Annotated in this window: 18 protein-coding genes; 15 read left to right on the top strand and 3 right to left on the bottom strand. The window is 69.1% G+C overall.

The genetic code is table 11. The annotated features are described in order from the left end of the window. Positions 1-13: 13 nt before the first annotated feature. From IJ15_RS0111770 to IJ15_RS0111745, 6 genes are all read left to right on the top strand, one after another. A complete protein-coding gene (locus IJ15_RS0111770) occupies positions 14-1,180 on the top strand; it encodes a thiolase family protein (RefSeq protein ID WP_031938532.1) in 1,167 nt (388 codons plus the stop codon). Further along, on the top strand, positions 1,177-1,623 hold the full coding sequence (locus IJ15_RS0111765; RefSeq protein WP_031938531.1) for a Zn-ribbon domain-containing OB-fold protein: 447 nt from the start codon (positions 1,177-1,179) through the stop codon (positions 1,621-1,623). The genes IJ15_RS0111770 and IJ15_RS0111765 overlap by 4 nt, the downstream gene beginning before the upstream one ends. Then, on the top strand, positions 1,620-2,513 hold the full coding sequence (locus IJ15_RS0111760; RefSeq protein WP_031938530.1) for an SDR family NAD(P)-dependent oxidoreductase: 894 nt from the start codon (positions 1,620-1,622) through the stop codon (positions 2,511-2,513). Before IJ15_RS0111765 ends, IJ15_RS0111760 begins: the two co-directional genes overlap by 4 nt. A 96-nt stretch (positions 2,514-2,609) precedes the next feature. Beyond that, on the top strand, positions 2,610-3,773 hold the full coding sequence (locus tag IJ15_RS0111755) for an amidohydrolase family protein (protein WP_156112083.1): 1,164 nt from the start codon (positions 2,610-2,612) through the stop codon (positions 3,771-3,773). Continuing rightward, positions 3,770-4,039, top strand: a complete 270-nt coding sequence (locus IJ15_RS0111750; protein WP_031938528.1) for a hypothetical protein — start codon at positions 3,770-3,772, stop codon at positions 4,037-4,039. Before IJ15_RS0111755 ends, IJ15_RS0111750 begins: the two co-directional genes overlap by 4 nt. After that, positions 4,036-5,160 (top strand): zinc-dependent alcohol dehydrogenase, encoded by a 1,125-nt coding sequence (locus IJ15_RS0111745; protein ID WP_031938527.1) that lies wholly within the window; start codon positions 4,036-4,038, stop codon positions 5,158-5,160. The genes IJ15_RS0111750 and IJ15_RS0111745 overlap by 4 nt, the downstream gene beginning before the upstream one ends. A gap of 113 nt (positions 5,161-5,273) precedes the next feature. Here the strand turns inward: IJ15_RS0111745 and IJ15_RS0111740 are convergent, their stop codons facing one another. After that, the gene (locus IJ15_RS0111740) at positions 5,274-6,398 is read right to left on the bottom strand and encodes a T3SS (YopN, CesT) and YbjN peptide-binding chaperone 1 (RefSeq protein ID WP_031938526.1); all 1,125 of its coding nucleotides are present in this window, start codon (positions 6,396-6,398) and stop codon (positions 5,274-5,276) included. A gap of 295 nt (positions 6,399-6,693) precedes the next feature. Between IJ15_RS0111740 and IJ15_RS0111735 the strand changes: the two genes are divergently transcribed. The 6 genes from IJ15_RS0111735 (at position 6,694) to IJ15_RS0111705 (ending at position 13,277) form a co-directional block, all read left to right on the top strand. Beyond that, positions 6,694-7,752, top strand: a complete 1,059-nt coding sequence (locus IJ15_RS0111735; RefSeq protein WP_031938525.1) for an alpha/beta hydrolase — start codon at positions 6,694-6,696, stop codon at positions 7,750-7,752. Positions 7,753-7,895: 143 nt separating this feature from the next. Next, a complete protein-coding gene (atzF, locus tag IJ15_RS0111725) occupies positions 7,896-9,623 on the top strand; it encodes an allophanate hydrolase (protein ID WP_031938524.1) in 1,728 nt (575 codons plus the stop codon). A gap of 219 nt (positions 9,624-9,842) precedes the next feature. Further along, positions 9,843-10,817, top strand: a complete 975-nt coding sequence (locus tag IJ15_RS0111720) for an ABC transporter substrate-binding protein (protein WP_231569507.1) — start codon at positions 9,843-9,845, stop codon at positions 10,815-10,817. A gap of 58 nt (positions 10,818-10,875) precedes the next feature. Continuing rightward, complete coding sequence (locus tag IJ15_RS0111715; protein WP_231569506.1) at positions 10,876-11,706, top strand: ABC transporter permease; 831 nt, start codon at positions 10,876-10,878, stop codon at positions 11,704-11,706. Between the two features lie 35 nt (positions 11,707-11,741). Continuing rightward, positions 11,742-12,557, top strand: coding sequence for an ABC transporter ATP-binding protein (locus IJ15_RS0111710; RefSeq protein ID WP_031938521.1), 816 nt, complete (start codon positions 11,742-11,744; stop codon positions 12,555-12,557). Positions 12,558-12,578: 21 nt separating this feature from the next. Continuing rightward, positions 12,579-13,277 (top strand): GntR family transcriptional regulator, encoded by a 699-nt coding sequence (locus IJ15_RS0111705; RefSeq protein WP_031938520.1) that lies wholly within the window; start codon positions 12,579-12,581, stop codon positions 13,275-13,277. Between the two features lie 98 nt (positions 13,278-13,375). Here IJ15_RS0111705 and IJ15_RS0111700 read toward each other — a convergent pair whose 3' ends face one another. After that, positions 13,376-13,651 (bottom strand): chorismate mutase family protein, encoded by a 276-nt coding sequence (locus IJ15_RS0111700; protein WP_031938519.1) that lies wholly within the window; start codon positions 13,649-13,651, stop codon positions 13,376-13,378. 131 nt (positions 13,652-13,782) lie between these two features. Between IJ15_RS0111700 and IJ15_RS0111695 the strand changes: the two genes are divergently transcribed. Beyond that, positions 13,783-14,295: a MarR family winged helix-turn-helix transcriptional regulator gene (locus tag IJ15_RS0111695; RefSeq protein ID WP_081880703.1), complete on the top strand. Its 513-nt coding sequence runs from the start codon at positions 13,783-13,785 to the stop codon at positions 14,293-14,295. Further along, positions 14,288-16,081, top strand: a complete 1,794-nt coding sequence (locus IJ15_RS0111690) for an AMP-dependent synthetase/ligase (protein ID WP_031938517.1) — start codon at positions 14,288-14,290, stop codon at positions 16,079-16,081. The genes IJ15_RS0111695 and IJ15_RS0111690 overlap by 8 nt, the downstream gene beginning before the upstream one ends. Positions 16,082-16,099: 18 nt before the next feature. Here IJ15_RS0111690 and IJ15_RS0111685 read toward each other — a convergent pair whose 3' ends face one another. Beyond that, complete coding sequence (locus IJ15_RS0111685) at positions 16,100-16,855, bottom strand: SIR2 family NAD-dependent protein deacylase (RefSeq protein ID WP_081880702.1); 756 nt, start codon at positions 16,853-16,855, stop codon at positions 16,100-16,102. A 102-nt stretch (positions 16,856-16,957) separates the two neighbouring features. Here IJ15_RS0111685 and IJ15_RS0111680 point away from each other — a divergent pair, with 102 nt between their 5' ends. Further along, complete coding sequence (locus IJ15_RS0111680; RefSeq protein WP_031938515.1) at positions 16,958-17,830, top strand: uracil-DNA glycosylase; 873 nt, start codon at positions 16,958-16,960, stop codon at positions 17,828-17,830. Positions 17,831-17,893: the final 63 nt, after the last annotated feature.

Below are 17,893 nucleotides of genomic sequence, written 5' to 3'. Positions count from 1 at the left end.
AGGAGTACTCGATGTGACCGCACATCCCTTCCGCGACGTCGTGATCGTCGCCGCCTACAACACCGAGCAAGCACGGGTGTTGGAGGGCCACAACAGCTTCACCATCAGCCTCGAGGCGGCGCGCGGCGTCATTGCCGAGTCCGGCATCGACCCGACGACGATCGACGGCGTGTACAGCAAGACCGCGCCACAGTTGATCTACTCGCTCGGGCTGGGGCCGGTGTGGAACGCGAACAACCCGGGTGGCATCACCGGCGTGCTGCACGCTGCCAGCGTCGTGGCCGCCGGTCTGTGCGAGACGGTGCTCGTCGCCGACGGCGAGGCGGGCCGCTACACCGAGCGCGAGTCCACCGCGCCGTGGACGCGCCCGTCGAACGAGTTCGTCGCCCCGTTCGGTCTCTACACGGCCTCGGAGTTCGCGCTGATCGCGCGGCGGCACATGCATCAGCACGGCACCACGTCCGAGCAGATGGCCGAGATCGCGGCGACGATCCGCAACAACGGCAACATCAACCCCGACGCGATCTACTACGGCCGCGGGCCGTTCACCGCCGAGGACATCCTGGCCTCGCGGATGATCGCCGATCCGTTCCACCTGCTCGACTGCGCCATGACCTCCGAGGGCGGCTGCGCGCTCATCATCACCACGGCCGAGCGCGCGAAGGACCTGCCGGGCAAGCCCGTCTACGTCCTCGGCGGCGGTCTGGACCACATGGGGCCGTCCTACCAGCACGCCCCGAGCTGGGACCTGGGCAGCCGGTCGTCCGACATCCCCAACGGCTACGTCGGACGCCGCGCGGCCCGGAAGTCCTTCGCGATGGCCGGGCTCACGCCCGCCGACGTCGACGTCGCCGAACTCTACGACCCGTTCTCCTTCGAGATCATCCGTCAGTTCGAGGCGTTCGAATTCTGCGCCGAGGGCGAAGGCGGTCAGTGGTGCGTCGAGAACGTCACCGGTGACGCTCCGAAGCTGCCGATGACCACCGACGGCGGCCTGATGTCCTACAGCCACGGCGGCGGCATCGTGCAGTTGACCCAGCGCATCGCGCGGTCCGTGCACCAGCTGCAGGGCGTGTGCGCGACCAACCAGGTCGACGACCCGGAAGTGGTGCTGTGCAGCAACGGTGGTGCCGGTGCCTTCTTCACCGACGTCCTGCTACTGGGAAGTGAGCGACCATGAGCGAGAACACGACCGCCACCGTGCTGGCCCCGCAGCGGGCGGGGATCCCGCTGCCGACCCCGACCGTGCTGTCGCAGCCGTTCTGGGACGGGTGCGTCGTCGGGGAGCTGCGCTATCAGCGCTGCACCGCCTGCGGCCGCGCCGAGTTCGATCCGAACCGGCTGTGCCGCGGGTGCGGCAGCGACACCCTGGAGTGGCAGGTGAGCGCCGGCCGGGGCACCGTCTACAGCTACACCGAGGTGGTCCGCCCGCAGACGCCCGCGTTCACCAGCCCGTACGTGGTGCTCATCGTCGAGCTGGACGAGGGCTACCACATGGTGTCGAACATGGTCGGCTGTGCGGTGTCCGACGTCCGGATCGGGATGCGCGTGGCGGTCACGTTCGACGAGATCACCGACGGTGTCGTGCTGCCGTACTTCGCCCCGGCGGAGGAGAACGCATGAGCGGCAGCACCTTTCCGCACGTCGCGGTCGTCACCGGCGCCAGCCGCGGCATCGGCCGGGCCATCGCGCGCCGGTTCGCGGCCGACGGTATCCACGTCCTCGCGGTGTCGCGGTCGATGCGCGCCGGCGACGGCCGCCTGCAGGGCTCGCTGGAGGAGACCGTGGCGCAGATCCGCGCCGACGGTGGTACCGCCGAGGCCCTGGTGTTCGACCTCGGTGACCGGGCCGCGGACCGCGGTTCGGTGATCGCGCACGCCGAGTCCGTGTTCGGGGCGCCGGTGGACATCCTGGTGAACAACGCCGCCGCCGCGCGACACTTCGACCAGTTGTTCCCGGACATGACCCGCGAGTCCTTCTACGACTCGGTGGAGACCAACGTCTGGGCCGGTTGGGATCTCGCGGCCGCCGCGATCCCCGGCATGCGGCGCCGCGGTGCCGGCTGGATCCTCAGCATCTCCTCGACCCAGGCCGGGCCGCGGGTCGGCCCGCCGTTCGCGGCGAACTCGACGTTCGGCGCCTGCCTGTACGGCGGCACCAAGGCGATGATCGACCGGATCACGACCGGTGCCGCGATGGATCTCCACGAGGACGGCATCGCGGTCAACACGCTGGCGCCGGAGTACTCGATCGCGACCGAGAACGCGCTCACCGTCCCGGGTGTCACCACTGGCAACTCCGAGCCCGAGGAGACCATCGCCGAGGCCGCCCTCGCGCTGTGCACCGGGGACCCGAAGGTGCTGACCGGCAGGATCACCCGGAATCTCGGGATCCTCGTCGAACTGAACCGTCCCGTGCGCACCCTCGACGGTCGCGACCTGCTCCCCGGTTGGCAGCCCGAGGACATCGACCGCGACCGTATCCGGCCCGGATACCTGGCCTCGCTCGCCTGAGGTCCTCCGCCCCCGCGGCGATACCGCCGAAACGGTGAGATCACCGTCAACCCTTTGCAACAATCGTTTGTTACAGACTTCCTACAGGAGGCCCCAATGCCGCTCCAGCCGTGGATGAAGCTCGTCTCGGTCGACGACCACCTCATCGAGCATCCCACCGTGTGGGCCGACCGCCTGCCGGCCAAGTTCCTCGAGGCCGGCCCCCGCATCGTCGAGGAGCCGTCGCCGTCGGGCGGTGCGCCCATGCAGGTGTGGAACTATCAGGGCAAGCGCTTCCCGGCGATCGGGCTCAACGCGGTGGCGGGCAAGAATCCCGAGGACTTCGGGATGGAGCCCGTCCGCTACTCGGACATGATCCCGGGCTGCTACGACCCCGAGGCTCGCCTGGTCGACATGGACCTCGACGGTGTGTGGGCGCAGACGTGCTTCCCGTCCTTCCCACGCTTCGCCGGCGCTCTCTTCACCGTCGAAAGCGCCGACATGGAGCTGGCGCTGCTGAGCGTCAAGGCCTACAACGACTTCGTCCTCGACGAGTGGTGCGCCGCCGCGCCGGACCGCTTCATCCCGGTGATCATCCTGCCGCTGTGGGACATCGCGGAGTGTGTGAAGGAGATCCAGCGCACCGCCGCGAAGGGCGCCAAGGGCATCACCTTCCCGGAGGATCCGGTTCCGCTGGGTCTGCCGTCGTACTACACCGACCACTGGGATCCGGTCTTCGCTGCCGCCCAGGAGACGGGCATGCCGCTGTGCATGCACTTCGGTTCCTCGGGCCGTCCGCCCGCGACCGCGGAGGAGGCCCCGTACGCGGTGACCATCTCGCTGTACGCGACCAACATGATGTCCTCGACGTCGCACCTGCTGTTCTCGCCGGTGTTCCACAAGTTCCCGAATCTCAAGGTGGCACTGTCCGAGGGCAACATCGGCTGGGTGCCCTACATGCTCGAGCGGATCGACGCGGTCTGGGAGCGTCATCGCCACTACCAGAACGTCGTTCAGGATGTGGTGCCGTCGACCCTGTGGTTCAAGAACATGTACGGCTGCTTCATCGACGACGACTTCGGGCTGAAGAACCGGCACGTCGTCGGACTCGACAACATCACCTGGGAATGCGACTACCCGCACTCGGACTCGTACTGGCCCAACAGCCGCAAGCACGCCGAGTTCCGCTTCCAGGACGTGCCGGACGACGAGGTCGTCAAGATCGTCGAGACCAATGCTCGGCGCCTGTTCAACTTCTACGACGACGGTGTGAAGCCATGACCTCGCCCGATCCCTTCGGATGGCAGCAACCGCCGGTCACACCGATGACGGCGGAGGAGCGGATCGAGGCCGACGACTGGGTCGAGCAGGATCTGCTCACCCGGGACCTGGCGTCGGAGAGGCTTATTGCCGTCGCCCGGCAGGCCGCCGCCGAACTGGATCATCTGGAGAGGGTGGGAGCCGGGCCGGAGGCGATCGAGTTGGTGCGCCGGAGGATCGCGGCCGCCGAGGCGTCGCGCCGCTACGTGGAGGAGGGGCGGAAGTGACGACCACGGCTACAGCACTGGTGCAGACCGGTCCGCGCGAGGTGCGGTTCGAGGAGATTCCGATTCCGGTCCTGGAACCCGGCGAGGCACTGCTGCGGGTGGAGGCGAACGGACTGTGCGCCAGCGACATCGATTCGTGGGAGGGCAAGCACTCGGCGTACGAACCGGGTGTGTCACCCTTCCCGCGGATCAACGGTCACGAGATCGTCGGCGTCGTCGAGGACATCGGCGGGGGAGCGCGGGGGGACGGCGTCCGCATCGGTGACCGGGTCGCCGTCAACCCCTTCCTCTCGTGCGGCCGGTGCGAGGGCTGCCGCGAGGGGACGACGATTCGCTGCACGGGATTCCCGTTCCGGCCGAACGCCTACGGGTACATCCAGACCGGGCACGCGCCGTCGCTGTGGGGTGGGTACTCGACGCACGTCTACATCCATCCGAACGCGATCCTGCACCCGTTCCCGGAGACCACGAACCCGCTCGACGCGACGCTGTGGAATCCGCTGGCGGCCGGCATCGAATGGGCGGTCACGACCCCCGGCACCACCATCGGGACCACGTTCGCGGTGCTCGGGTGCGGCCAGCGCGGGCTCGCCGCGGTGGTGGCCGCGAAGGCGGCGGGTGCCGACGTCATTCTCGCGACCGGGTTGTCGCGGGATCGGCACAAGCTGGATCTGGCAACGGAATTCGGCGCCGATGTGGTGGTCGACGTCGAGGCCGAGGATCTGCGCGAGGCGGCACGGCAGGCGACCGGTGGTCGCGGCTTCGACGTCGTGCTCGACACGTCGCCGCATGCGACCGGGCCGTTGCTCGACGCGCTCGACATCGTGCGCGCCGGCGGCACGGTGGTGTCCGCGGGGCTCAAGACACGGCCGATCGAGAATTTCCCGATCGACCTGTTGACCCTCAAGAACATCCGCCTGGTCGGGTGCGCCGGGTCGAGTGTCCGGGCCTACCAGCAGGCGGCGAGCATCGTCGCGTCGGGCCGATTCCCGCTCAGTCGCATGCGAACCCATGTTCTCGGATTCGATCGACTCGAGTACGGCATCGAATTGCTCCGGGGCGACCACCCGGAGGAGCGCCCGATCAACATCGTGATCACCCCGACCATGAGCGGCACTTGACGGTCGAGGGTCCGTCCCGCGCGCAACTTGGTCTCCCGCACGCGCAATCGCGCGCGCGGGAGGTCAGTTCGCGCGCGCGACGAAACTGCCCGGGGCCTGACGGCGGCGCGGCGCTACTGGTCGTCGAGGTCGTCGAACAGTGAGGGCTGGACCGGGTCGTCGAACAGCTCCATCTGGTCCATCTGTTCCGGCGGGTTCGCGGGCTCGGGTTCCGGGACGAAGGCGTCCGGGACCGTGTCGGCGGTCGGAGTCGTCTCGGGTGCGGTGGCCGGTTCGGCGGCCGGGAAGTGGAGCACTCCGCCGAAGTGGTTCGCGAACTCCTCGTCGACGCCTCCGAGGAAGTCCGACAGGTGCTCGACCATGTCGGCGAGGTGCTGTGGGACGAACGGGTCGGCGAGCATGTCGATCATGACGCGCAGTCGATCCTCGAAGAGGGCGAAGCGGAGATACGGCCAGCGCCGATTGAGGTCGGTGATGAGTTCCGATGCCCGGGTGCGGCCGCTGATGTCCCGGACCAGGGGCGCCCACAACTGCACTTCGGGAGTGCTCTCGTTGGCGATGACGAGGGCGAGCGCAGAACCGAAGCGCAGGACCACGTCACCGTCCGCGTCCAGTTCCGGGGCCTGTCCGTAGATGTCGGTCAGGGTGTGGGCGATCGCCTCGCGCAGGTGGGCGGTGTCGCGAGGGCGGATCGATACGTGCCGGTCCAGCGGTGTCCGCACCGGGGTGACGGCCGGATCCGCCGCCGGTTCGGCATCGTCCCCAAGGTGGTGCAGGACGAGGAAAGCGGGATGGGGTACGTCCCAGGTCTCGCGGAGCATCGACACCGCCATGGAGGCGAGCTGGTCGGCCCACCGCGTCGTCTTCTCGACGACGAGCGCGGGCACGTCGCCCATGTCGAGTTCGGGATCCCCCTCGGGGGACACGGGGCGCGCCCATCCCTGCGCCAGCAGTCGGGATTCCTCGGCTGGGGTCAGTCGCCGACGTGGCGGCAGGTGGACGTCGGCCGGAAGTTCGCAGCGGACGACGGTGCCGTCGGGTCCGGCGCCTGCGGTGAACTGCAGGAACGGCACGCGGCCGTCGGCTTCGTCGGTGTCGCACACCGTCTCGAGGATCACCTGATCGTCCGACGAGATCGCGGCGATCCGGTCGGCGAGTGACGAACGGAAGACAGCCCACGCCCCGGCGACTTCACGGTCGAAATCACCGGCGGCGGACCTGTCTGCGGACTCGGACACTGGACCCCCTGCTTCACGTCGTGCCACCCGGGCCGGGCGTGTCGGCCGGACCTGCGTGGTACCGATACGGTATCGCGCCTGCCGTCGGCGTCCGGAACAGGTGACCGGTCGGGAAGACCGCAACCGAAACGAATGTTCGGTTTGACGGGTTCACGCACTAGCCTCCCCAGCGGTACACACACGTCACGGAGGTAGCGGGATGCGATTCGATCAGGATCGACACGGTGGAAGGCACGATCGGTTGCGGCGTGGGTGGGGGCGGCGGGTCGTCGGTCTCGGGGCGGTCGCAGCATCGATGGTGATCGCCACCGGAACCGCGACCGCGGTACCGGCGACCGCCAGCCTCGGCAGCATCGGGTCCGGTAGTTCCGGTAGTGCCGGCGCGGGGAGCGTGGGACCGGGGTCGTCGATACCGGAGTCGTTCAGGGAGGATCCGGGGCCGGTTCCGCCGACGCGGGACGACATCACCACGGCCGCGATCACCGGAGTGAAGCAGGTGTCGGAGCAGGCGGTCCAGTACACGGTCGCCTCGCCTGCCCTGCGCCGGGAGGTCACGGTGGACGTGCTGCTGCCGAAGGACCGGTCGGTGCCACGGCCCGTCCTGTACATGCTCGACGGTGCGGGCGCGCGCAACAACAGCAGCGGGTGGATGAAGGCGAGCCTCGGCGCCGCGCCCGCGTTCTTCGAGGACAAGAACGTCAACGTCGTGCTGCTCAACGGTGGTCAGGGCAGCATGTACGTCGACTGGGATCGGGTCGACCCCGAACTCGGGCTGAACATGTGGGAGTCCTTCATCGCCGAGGAGCTGCCGCCACTGATCGACGCGGAACTGGAGACCGACGGCGTCAACGCGATCGCCGGAAACTCGATGGGCGCGCAGTCGGCGATGATGCTGGCCCACCGACACCCGGACCTGTACCGCGGTGTCGCGGCGTTCAGCGGGTGCTACTCCACGAGTGATCCCCTCGGCCGTCTCGTGGTCCAGACGACCGTCACGTCACGGAGCGGCGATCCCGCCAACATGTGGGCCGATCCGTCGGGCCCGGAATGGCGCTCGCACGACACCGTGCGCCACGCGGAGAACCTCCGAGGCAAGGCGATCTACCTGTCGGTGGCGACGGGCCTGCCCGGCACACACGAGGAGGGGAGCGACGACGCCCGTCGCCTGCTCCTGGGTGGGGTCATCGAGGGTGCCTCCAACGTGTGCACCCGGATCCTGGAGAAGCGACTGGACCAGTTGAAGATCCCGGTGACCGTCGACTACGAGGGCACGGGCGTCCACGCCTGGGAGTACTGGCGCGACCAGTTGCCCAAGTCGTGGCCGACGCTCGAGCGGGCCCTCGGCCTCGACTGACGGCAGGCTCGGCCGGCGACGTCGGGTGGATACGTGATCGTCACGTCGGGTAGTGCGGATGTAACAGCAGCCTGCCTAGCGTATTCAGCGACGTATACACGGTTGGACCGTCATCGGCGGTCCACGCGAGAAGGCGGCCGACGATGACGAAACCCTCCATCAGCACCGACACCACCCCCACCGGCCGCGTGAGGGAGGCTTTCGCGCGCATCGACGAGTGTGCGCGGCCGGAGATCTGGATCGCGCTGCGCTCGGAGTCCGACGTCCTGGCCGACGCGGTCGACGTGGAGCGCAGGCTCGCGGCGGGTGAGGAACTGCCTTTGGCGGGAACGGTGTTCGGCGTGAAGGACAACATCGATGTCGTCGGCCTGCCGACCACCGCGGCCTGCCCCGAGTTCGCCTACGTTTCGCAGGTGTCGGCGCCTGCCGTGTCACGGTTGCAGCGTGCCGGTGCGGTGGTCCTCGGCAAGACCAACCTGGACCAGTTCGCGACGGGACTCGTCGGAACCCGCAGCCCCTACGGTGTGGTGCGCTCGGCGACCCATCCGGACCGTGTGTCGGGTGGGTCGAGTTCGGGGTCCGGCGCGGCGGTGGGGCTGGGGCTGGTCGATTTCGCGCTCGGCACGGACACGGCGGGTTCGGGCCGCGTGCCGGCAGCGTTCAACGGTGTCGTGGGCATCAAGCCGACCCTCGGGCTGGTGCCGACCGTCGGCGTCGTGCCGGCGTGCGCCGACTTCGACTGCGTCACAGTCCTTGCGCCCACCGTGTCGCTCGCGGGACGCGCGATGTCGATCATGATCGGGCCGGACGCGGACGACCCGCGCAGCCGCAGCTGGCCGGCGGACGTACCGCTGTCCGCACCGGCGCGGGCGCGGGTCGGGATACCGGTCGACGAGCAGTTGGACTCTCTCTCCGAGACCTACCGGCGCAGCTTCGCGGCGGCCGTCGTGCGCGCGGAGCAAGCCGACCTGGAGATCGTGCGGGTGGACATCGCGCCGATGCTCGAGGCCGCGACGCTGCTCTACGACGGCGCCCTGGTCGCCGAGCGCTTCGACGCGGTGGGTGGGTTCGTCGCCGCGCACCCCGATGCCGCCCTGGACCCGACCGTCGCTGCGATCGTCCGGGCATCGGAGTCGAAGCCGGCCCACGAATTCGTCCGCGACATGGGCACTCTCGTGGCCGCGAAGCATCATGCGACGCGGCTGTTCGCGGACGTCGACGTCCTGCTGTTGCCGACCGCCACCGAGCACCCACTGATCGCCGACGTGCTCGCGGAGCCGGTGGACATCAACCGGCGCCTGGGCACCTTCACGAACTTTTGCAACCTGCTCGACCTGGCCTCCGTCGCGGTCCCCACCGACAGCGAACCCGGAGAATCGTTCGGGGTGATGACCGTGGCCCCGGCATTCGGCGACCAGGTGGCATTGGACGTGGCGGCCCGCGTCCAGGGCGTCGAGACGTCGGAGCTGGCGCCGGAGGAGGGAATCGGGCTCGCGGTCTTCGGCGCTCATCTGCGAGGTCAGCCACTGCATCGTCAACTCGAGGCGTTGGGGGCGCGGTTCGAACGATCCGTCTCGACCACCGCGGACTATCTGATGGTGCGGCTCGATTCGGTACCGCCCAAGCCGGGTCTGGTGCACGCGCCGGACGGCTCGGGTCGCTCGCTTCCCGGTGAGCTGTATCGGATCTCGGCGGCCGGGCTCGGTTCCTTCCTCGCTGCGCTGCCCGCCCCGATGGCGTTGACGTCGATGGCCCTCGCCGACGGGACCGTCGCGGTCGGATTCACCTGCACGCCCGCAGCTGCCGCCGCCGGGGTGGACATCACCGAGTTCGGCGGCTGGCGTGCCTTTCTCGGTGGCGTTCCCGCCTGACGACCGTGTGACACGACGCTGCTGACGGTGTCGACGTGACGGGCGTGTTACGGACGGTGCGGCGGGGGCCGATTCGTTAACACTGCGATCACAGTGGCGACCATCGGATGTAAACGCCTCGCGAAACAGTATGGGGGAGCGGATACGGCGCTGTATACCGACTCGGCGCAGTACTTTTCGACATCTCGACCCCAGGAGAACCCCATGCCCCGTAGTCCCATGAGGTGGCTCGCAGTCATCGCCTTCGTACTCGCGATACTGTCGACGAGCGCATGCAGCAGCATCGACTCCACGTTCGCGGCGCGACCCGCCGGCGGCGGTGACAGCACGCAGGTGGTCAAGGTCGGCACGCTCCGCGGTCAACCTCACCTGTTCCATCCCTTCTTCTACGAGCGGTTCGCGCCTGCGGGCACTGCCGTCGACGTGGTCGTATTCGACAGTTCGCCCGACATCAAGAATGCGCTCGTGAGCGGCGCGATCGACTTCGGTGTCGCCGGTGTGCCCGCGTTCCTCGCGGGATCGGCTGCCGGGCAGGACATTCGACTGATCGCATCGGCGGCGGACGGGGGCACCGGCATCGTCGCGGCGCCGGGTATCGACTCCGTGGACGAGCTGCGTGGGCAGAAGGTGGGATTCCCGCTCGGTTCGTCGCAGGAGATCCTGCTGCGGCTCACGCTCGCGCGGCAGGGTCTCGACCCGGCTCGTGACGTCCAGTTGGTCAACCTTCCGTTCTCGGACATGGCGAATGCTCTTGCCACCGGACAGATCTCGGCGTTCGCATCCGCGGAACTGGGGCCGGCAACGGCCATCGAGGCCGGCGCGCACAGTCTGATCTCGCCGTACGACACCCCGGTGGGGCGAGTGAACATCGGACTGGCGACCACTCAGCGCACGATTGACACACAGCCCGGGTTGGTGCAGTCGATGGTCGACGTGCACCTGCAGACCGCGGCCTTCATGGACGGTGACCGCGACGCCTGGCACCGCGGTGTGGTGGACGAGTTCGGCCTGGACCCCGATGTTGCCGCGACCGCGATCGCGAACATCTGGCCGCGTGCAGACCTGTCCGCCGACTACCGCAGCCAGGTGGGTGCACTGACCCGTCAGATGGTCGCGCTCGGGCAGATCCCGGTCGAACCCGACCTCGCCGCATTCGTCGACGACTCGTTCCTGACCGCGTCCGCTCATGCGTGACCGGTCGCCTGCGAGCGCCCCTGAACCTGCCGTTCCGCCACCAGTTCGAGGAGTCACCGTGGCCACAACTTCTGCCCCGATCGCTGCACTGAAGAAGAAAGCCGCAGTGCTGTACGGATTTCCGGCACTGATCCTGCTCGCCGGCTTCTGGAGCGTGGGCGTCCGCTTCGGATGGACGCTGCCGCTGGGCATCCAGATGCAGTACCTGCCTCCGCCCGGTGAGGTGGCCGGGCGGATGTGGGACGTCGCGGTCGGAGGAGTTCACGACGATGCCTACAGCGGGTCGCTGTGGAGGCATCTCGCGGCCAGTACGCTGCGAGTGCTGAACGGCTTCCTGCTCGCGGCCGCCCTGGCGATTCCGCTCGGTGTTCTCATGGGCCGGTTCGGTCCGGTGCGACGGGCACTCGAGACGACCGTCAATCTCGTCCGGCCCATTCCGGTGACCGCGTGGGCGCCGCTGACCCTGCTGATCATCGGCTACGGCGACCGGTCCACGATCTTCCTGATCTTCGTCGCGGCGTTCTTCCCGATCCTGCTCAACACCACCGTCGGTGTTGCCCAGGTGCCTCCGCGCTTGCTCGAGGCGGCTGCAATGCTCGGCACGCCCAAGGCCAAGACGCTCTACAAGATCGTCATCCCCAGCGCGATGCAGAGCATCACCAGCGGACTGCGGATCGCGCTGGGCCTGTCGTGGGTGGTGCTGGTGGTCGGTGAGACCGTCGGCATCTCGACCGGACTGGGAGCGTTGATCACCCAGGCACGCGACATGAGTCGCACCGACCTGATCATCGCCGGCATGGTCTTCATCGGACTCGCGGGCTTCGCCACCGATCGGCTGATGGGCGGACTCCTGCGCGTCGCGACGCGTGGCCGACCCGGGCTGTCCTGACCCGCAACATTCTTCTCTCGACGAAAGGCCATCCCATGTCATATCCAGTCGCCACGGCGCCGGCCGGTGCCACGTCGAACTCGGCCGCAGACATCGTCATCCGCGACCTCGCCAAGCGGTACGGGGAGGGGCCCACCGCCGTCCAGGCGGTGGCCGGTGTCGACCTGACCATCGCATCGGGCGAGTTCGTCTGTCTCGTCGGCGCCAGCGGATGCGGCAAGAGCACGCTTCTGCGCATGCTCGCCGGATTCGAATCACACAGTGGGGGAGAGCTCCTGGTGGGGGGTACCCCGGTCCAGGGGCCGGGCCCGGACCGCGGTGTGGTGTTCCAGGACTACGGTCTGTTCCCGTGGATGTCGGTGCGTGAGAACGTCGCCTACGGTCCGCGTCAACGCGGGCTCGGCCGCGCCGAGTCGACGGCGCAGGCCGATAAGTACATCCGGGCGGTGCAACTCGAACGCTTCGCCGACCAGTACCCGCATCAGCTCTCCGGCGGCATGCAGCAGCGCGTCGCGATCGCCCGCGTCCTCGCCAACAACCCGGCGGTGATGCTGATGGACGAGCCGTTCGGCGCGCTGGACGCATTGACCCGTACGACCCTCCAGCACGAACTGGCACGGATCCAGCGCGCGGAGGGCACCACCGTCATCTTCGTCACGCACAGCATCGAGGAGGCCGTGTACCTCTCGGACCGCGTCGTGGTGATGACCGGAGGTGCCTCGCACGGGGTTCCCGGGCACATCCGCGACATCGTCGAGATCGACCTCGGCGACGAGCGGGACGTCACGTCGGTGGCGTTCAACGATCTCGAACGCCGCATCGCGGCGATGGTGCACGAGCCGGTTCACTGACCCGTCGAAGGGAGTATCGCGATGACCACCTCCGGTGGAGCGTCGGGCACCAGCCTGCGCGAGAAGGTCTACCTGGAGTTGCGGGAGCAGATCATGAGCGGGGGCATTCCCGCGCAGGCCCGACTGGTCGAGGGACGGCTGTGTGAGGCGCTCGGGGTGTCCCGCACACCGTTGCGGGAGGCGTTGGTCCGGTTGCACTCGGACGGGATCGTCACCCGCCGCGACGACGGCTACTACCCGACGTTCCCCGACCTGGGCAGCATTCGGGATCTGTACGAGTTGCGGATCACTCTGGAACTGCGGGGTATCGGCCGGCACCTCGAGAATGCCGATCTGCAGTTCGACGTGCCGCTGCTCGAGGCGACGCGCGCGCAGTGGCGGGAGCTGAAGGCCGACCCGCCGGCACCGTCGCGTGACATCGTCCAGTTGGATCAGCAGTTCCACCTCGACCTGTCGACGGCGGCGGGCAACCCGGCGCTCACCCGGGCGCTGGCGACGGTGAACAGTCAGATCCGGCTGGTGCGGATGCACGACTACCAAACGCGCGAGCGGGTGGAGTCGACGATCGCCGAGCACCTGACGATCGTCGAACAGGTTCTCGACGGCGAGTTGGACAGCGCCCTCGCCGCACTGCACGCGCATGTCGGTGAGTCTCTGGACGTGGTCGAGGAGCGCGCCGTGCACGCCGTCACCGCGCACGCCCTGCACGGCTGGCGCTGAAGCATCGGACGGTCGTCCGCAGACGACGAAACCGCCTCCACGGCGTGACGGATGTCACGCCGTGGAGGCGGTTTCGGTGATGGGGTGCGCAGGCGCGGCTACCGCTGTCCGGCGGAACCGAGGCGCGTCAGGGTGCGTACGAGAGCGGGTCCGTCCGAGCCCAGTTCGTCGAACCGTGACCCGGTGTCGGCGGGCGGCGCGGTGGCGGGGGCCGGAGCGAGGGTGCGGGCGAGATCGGTGCGGCGACGCACCGCGGCCAGGATCTGTGCATCCAGGTCGACAATCTCCTGCTCGAGGCGGTCGAGAGCGGCTGCGTCGGCTGTCCGGTGCGATCCAACGGCACGGACGGCGATCGAGTCGGTCTGGACGGACAAGGCGTCTCCTCTGGTCTCGGTCGAGCGGGCGCTGATGCGGCGCTGTCTCATGGTTAGTCGCATCTGACGTTCGAACGTTACTTCGGGTACTCGAACCTTGCTGGGCAACACCGGCGGCGTAGAGTTGCACTGTGCAACATGACGGCGAGGTCGATCAGGTGGCGGCTGTGCACGCCGAACTGGTCCAGTTGACCCGGGAGTTGGTGGCCGGCGGCCGTGACGCGCAGGGCGGTCCGTCGTTCGCGCAGCACTCGGTTCTCTCGTTCGTCGCGCGGAACCCGGGATGTCGCGCCACCGACATCTCCGATGCGTTCGGCGTCAACCGGTCGACCGTTTCGCGGCAGCTCCGGGGATGTACCGACGGCGGCTGGGTTCGGGCCGATTCGGGGCCCGTCCGCGCCGGGCGCCCCCTGTTCCTCACCTCCCAGGGCATCGCGGTGCTCGCGGCCGCCGACCGGCGACGGTTCGACGAGGTCCGGGCGCGTGTGGACGGTTGGTCGCCGACCGAGATCGCCCAGTTCGCCGTGATCCTGCGTCGGTTCCGCGACGGGCCGGTCGCGGAGGTCCCCGGCGCACCCGACATACCCGTGATCGCCGGGGTCCCCGGCGGCCCCACAACTGCTGGAGATGACGCACATGCGTGAGTACGGCGCCCCCGCCCGCTTCACCATCGGCGACGACGAGTCGATCGTCCGCACCGTGTTCGAGCACGCGAGACGCAGTCCGGATCGGGTTCTGTTCTCCCGGCCGGTCGAGGACCGGTGGGTGGATGTGACCGCGCTCGAGTTCGCGGACCTGGTCACCGGGGTCGCGAAGGGCCTGGTGGCGGCGGGGGTCGGCCCCGGCGACCGGGTGGCACTCCTGTCCGCGACGCGGTTCGAGTGGTCGCTGTTCGACTTCGCGATCTGGGCGGCCGGCGCCGTCTCCGTGCCGATCTACGACTCGTCGTCGCCGGATCAGATCCGGTGGATCGTCGAGGACTCCGGGGCCGTCCTCGCGATCGTGGAGACCGCGGGCCACGCGGCCGGTTTCGACGGAGTCCTGTCCGGACCGGGACGCGTGCTGCAGATCGACGACCTGGCCGTCGAGAAGCTCGTCGCCGAGGGCGTGCGCATCGACGACGCCGTCATCGGAGACCGACTGGCCGGGATTCGTGCGGACGACCTGGCGTCGCTGGTCTACACCTCCGGGACGACGGGACGGCCGAAGGGCTGCATCCTCACGCATCGGAACTTCCTGTCCGAGGTGCGCGGCATCCTCGCCGCGTCGATTGGGGACGTGGCGAAACCCGGCAACCGGATGCTGACATTCCTACCGTTGGCGCACGTGCTCGCCCGCGCGGTCTCGCTCGCGATGTTCGAGGCCGGTGGTATCCAGGCGCACTGGTCGAACTTCGGCACGGTGGCGGGCCAGTTCCAACGATTCCGGCCGCATGTGATCCTCGGTGTGCCACGTGTTTTCGAGAAGGTCCGCGACAGCGCCGCCCACTCGGCCCAGAGCAAGGGCCGGATCCCGGGGGCGGTGTTCGCCTTCGCCGAGGCCACCGCGATCGCCTACAGCGAGTCCCTCGACACTGGTGGTCCGTCGTGGATCCTGAAGGCGCGGCACGCGATTGCCGATCGGTTGGTATATGCCAAACTTCGCGCCGCGTTGGGCGACCAGTGCTGGTGGGCCATCTCCGGAGGCGGGGCACTGATGCCGCGGCTGGGGCACTTCTTCCGTGGTGCCGGCGTCCCCATCTACGAGGGCTACGGACTGACGGAGTCCACCGCCGCGCACTGCGTCAACGTGCCCGGCGAGCAGAAGATCGGCACGGTGGGCCGTCCGATGAGCGGCAACTCGGTGCGGATCGCGCCGGACGGCGAGATCGAGCTCGGCGGCGGTGTCGTGTTCGCCGGGTACTGGGGCAACGACGCGGCCACGGCGGACGCCCTCCGCGACGGCTGGCTCCGGACCGGGGACCTCGGCGAACTGGACGACGACGGGTACCTGACGCTCACCGGACGGAAGAAGGACCTGCTGGTCACCGCGGGAGGAAAGAACGTCTCGCCGGGCCCGCTCGAGGATCGTCTGCGCTCGAATGTGCTTGTCTCACAGGCTGTCGTCGTGGGCGACGGCCGACCGTTCATCGGTGTGCTGTTGACTCTCGACCCGGAGCCGTTCGGGAACTGGAAGTCGGCGAACGGGAAGCCGGCTTCGGCGACGGTCGCCGATCTCGCCGCGGACACCGACCTCCGCGCCGCGCTGCAGGACGTGATCGACGATGCGAACTCGACGGTGTCCCACGCGGAGGCGATCAAGCGGTTCGAGATCCTCCCGCACGATCTCACCGAGGAGTCGGGTGAACTGACCGCCACGCTGAAGATCAAGCGTCAGGTGGTCTCCGAGCGTTTCGCCGAACAGATCGAGGCGATCTACCGCGGCCACTGACCGCGGCGGACCCCGGCGTCAGCCGATCGCGGCCAGCAGCGCGGGCAGTCCCGCGGATGCGGTGGTGCGCCACGAGTGGTGCACGTGATCGCTCAATCCGGTCGTCTCGGGGTTGATCTCGACGACGGTCGCGCCGGACCGCGCGGCGAGCAGGGGCAGTTCCGCCGCCGGGTACACCACCGCGGACGTGCCGACGACGACCATGAGGTCGCAGTCCGTGGCCGCGTCGGTGGACCGGCTCCAGGCGTCCTCGGGCAGGGCCTCGCCGAACCACACGACGCCGGGACGCACCGCGCCACCGCAGGTCTCGCATGTCGGCGGTGCGAGCGGGCCGGTGGGTTCGGCGTCGACGCCGCCGTCGCCGGGGAACGCCACACCACAGGCGCTGCATCGCGGTGCGAACAGACTGCCGTGCAGGTGCGCGGCGACGGGACTGCCCGCCCGCTCGTGGAGGTCGTCGACGTTCTGGGTGATCACCGTCATTCCGGTGCGCCCGGCCCACTGCGCGATCGCGTGGTGACCGGCGTGCGGCTGGACGCGCCGCGCGAGCCCGGTCCGCCATTGGTACCACGCCCACACCAGGCCGCGGTCTCGCTCCCAGCCTTCCGGACTCGCGAGCTGCTCCGGTGAGAACCGCTCCCACAGTCCGGTCTGTGCGTCCCGGAAGGTCGGCACGCCGCTCTCGGCCGACATGCCCGCGCCGCTGAACACGACGACACGACGGGCGGCGCGAGCGGCATCGGCGAGTGCTGGATCGACAGGGAGCGCATTCATACCGTCGATTGTGCGGGCCCGCGTGCCGCTCGTCCGCACCCGGCTGCGTGGTGCCGCACGGGTCGGGTTGAATTGGCCCATGCCTACGAGCGCGCGGAACCGATGACCGGCGAGTTGCTGCCGCACCCCGGCACCGGAGAGCTGTTCCCGTCCCCGGTGCCGCCCGGCACCGGGTGGCCCGGCGACTCGGCGGACGCGCAGACTCCCGTGGCCCGGTCGGCGGCGGATGTCGTCGCGATGGCCGCCGGCGCGAAGAACCTCCTCGATCTCGACGCCCGCATCAGTGTGTGCCGGGCCTGCCCGCGGCTCGTGGACTGGCGCGAGCAGGCCGCCGAGACCAAGCGGGCGTCGTTCGCGGACCAGCCGTACTGGGGCCGCCCCGTCACCGGGTTCGGGGCCGACTTCCCGAAACTGCTGATCATGGGGCTGGCGCCCGCCGCGAACGGGGGCAACCGCACGGGCCGGATGTTCACCGGCGACCAGGCCGGAGACTGGCTGTTCCGTGCGCTTCACCGGGCGGGGCTGGCGAGCAGAGCCGACGTCGAGCACGCCGCGGACGGGCAGAAACTGTTCGGGGTGCGAATGCTCTCGGCGGTACGGTGCGCGCCGCCGGGGAACAAGCCCGGTATCGACGAGCGGGACTGCTGCGCGGGCTGGCTCGACGCCGAACTGGCCCGGCTCCTGCCGTTCGCGCGGGCCGTCGTCGCGCTCGGTGGATTCGGGTGGGACGCGACGCTCGGCGCCGTGCGCCGCGCCGGGGGCACCGTCCCCACACCGAAGCCCAAGTTCGGGCACGGGGAAGTCGCGGTCCTGAGCACCGCGGATGGCAAGCCGCTCAACGTGATCGGCTGCTATCACCCGAGCCAGCAGAACACCTTCACCGGAAAGCTCACCGAGAAGATGCTCGACGACGTCCTGGCTCGGGGCCAGGAACTGGCGGGGCTCGGCTGGGGCTGCGGCGGATCGGGTCGCTGACCGCGCTCCGGTCGCAGCGCACGTCTGGGACGTCGGCGTCCTCTCAGTGGGACTGGCACTTGA

Origin of the sequence: Prescottella defluvii (genome assembly GCF_000738775.1) — a bacterium.
Taxonomy (GTDB): Bacteria; Actinomycetota; Actinomycetes; order Mycobacteriales; family Mycobacteriaceae; genus Prescottella; species Prescottella defluvii.
Note: the sequence above shows the minus strand (reverse complement) of the source record. Positions and strands in the feature narration are given on the sequence as shown.

Coding starts and splice junctions, on each gene's coding strand:
- atzF (WP_031938524.1), top strand. CDS start 7,896: ATGACGAAACCCTCCATCAGCACCGACACCACCCCCACCGGCCGCGTG.
- IJ15_RS0111685 (WP_081880702.1), bottom strand. CDS start 16,855: ATGAATGCGCTCCCTGTCGATCCAGCACTCGCCGATGCCGCTCGCGCC.
- IJ15_RS0111765 (WP_031938531.1), top strand. CDS start 1,177: ATGAGCGAGAACACGACCGCCACCGTGCTGGCCCCGCAGCGGGCGGGG.
- IJ15_RS0111710 (WP_031938521.1), top strand. CDS start 11,742: ATGTCATATCCAGTCGCCACGGCGCCGGCCGGTGCCACGTCGAACTCG.
- IJ15_RS0111760 (WP_031938530.1), top strand. CDS start 1,620: ATGAGCGGCAGCACCTTTCCGCACGTCGCGGTCGTCACCGGCGCCAGC.
- IJ15_RS0111690 (WP_031938517.1), top strand. CDS start 14,288: ATGCGTGAGTACGGCGCCCCCGCCCGCTTCACCATCGGCGACGACGAG.
- IJ15_RS0111755 (WP_156112083.1), top strand. CDS start 2,610: ATGCCGCTCCAGCCGTGGATGAAGCTCGTCTCGGTCGACGACCACCTC.
- IJ15_RS0111750 (WP_031938528.1), top strand. CDS start 3,770: ATGACCTCGCCCGATCCCTTCGGATGGCAGCAACCGCCGGTCACACCG.
- IJ15_RS0111735 (WP_031938525.1), top strand. CDS start 6,694: ATGGTGATCGCCACCGGAACCGCGACCGCGGTACCGGCGACCGCCAGC.
- IJ15_RS0111705 (WP_031938520.1), top strand. CDS start 12,579: ATGACCACCTCCGGTGGAGCGTCGGGCACCAGCCTGCGCGAGAAGGTC.
- IJ15_RS0111680 (WP_031938515.1), top strand. CDS start 16,958: ATGACCGGCGAGTTGCTGCCGCACCCCGGCACCGGAGAGCTGTTCCCG.
- IJ15_RS0111720 (WP_231569507.1), top strand. CDS start 9,843: ATGAGGTGGCTCGCAGTCATCGCCTTCGTACTCGCGATACTGTCGACG.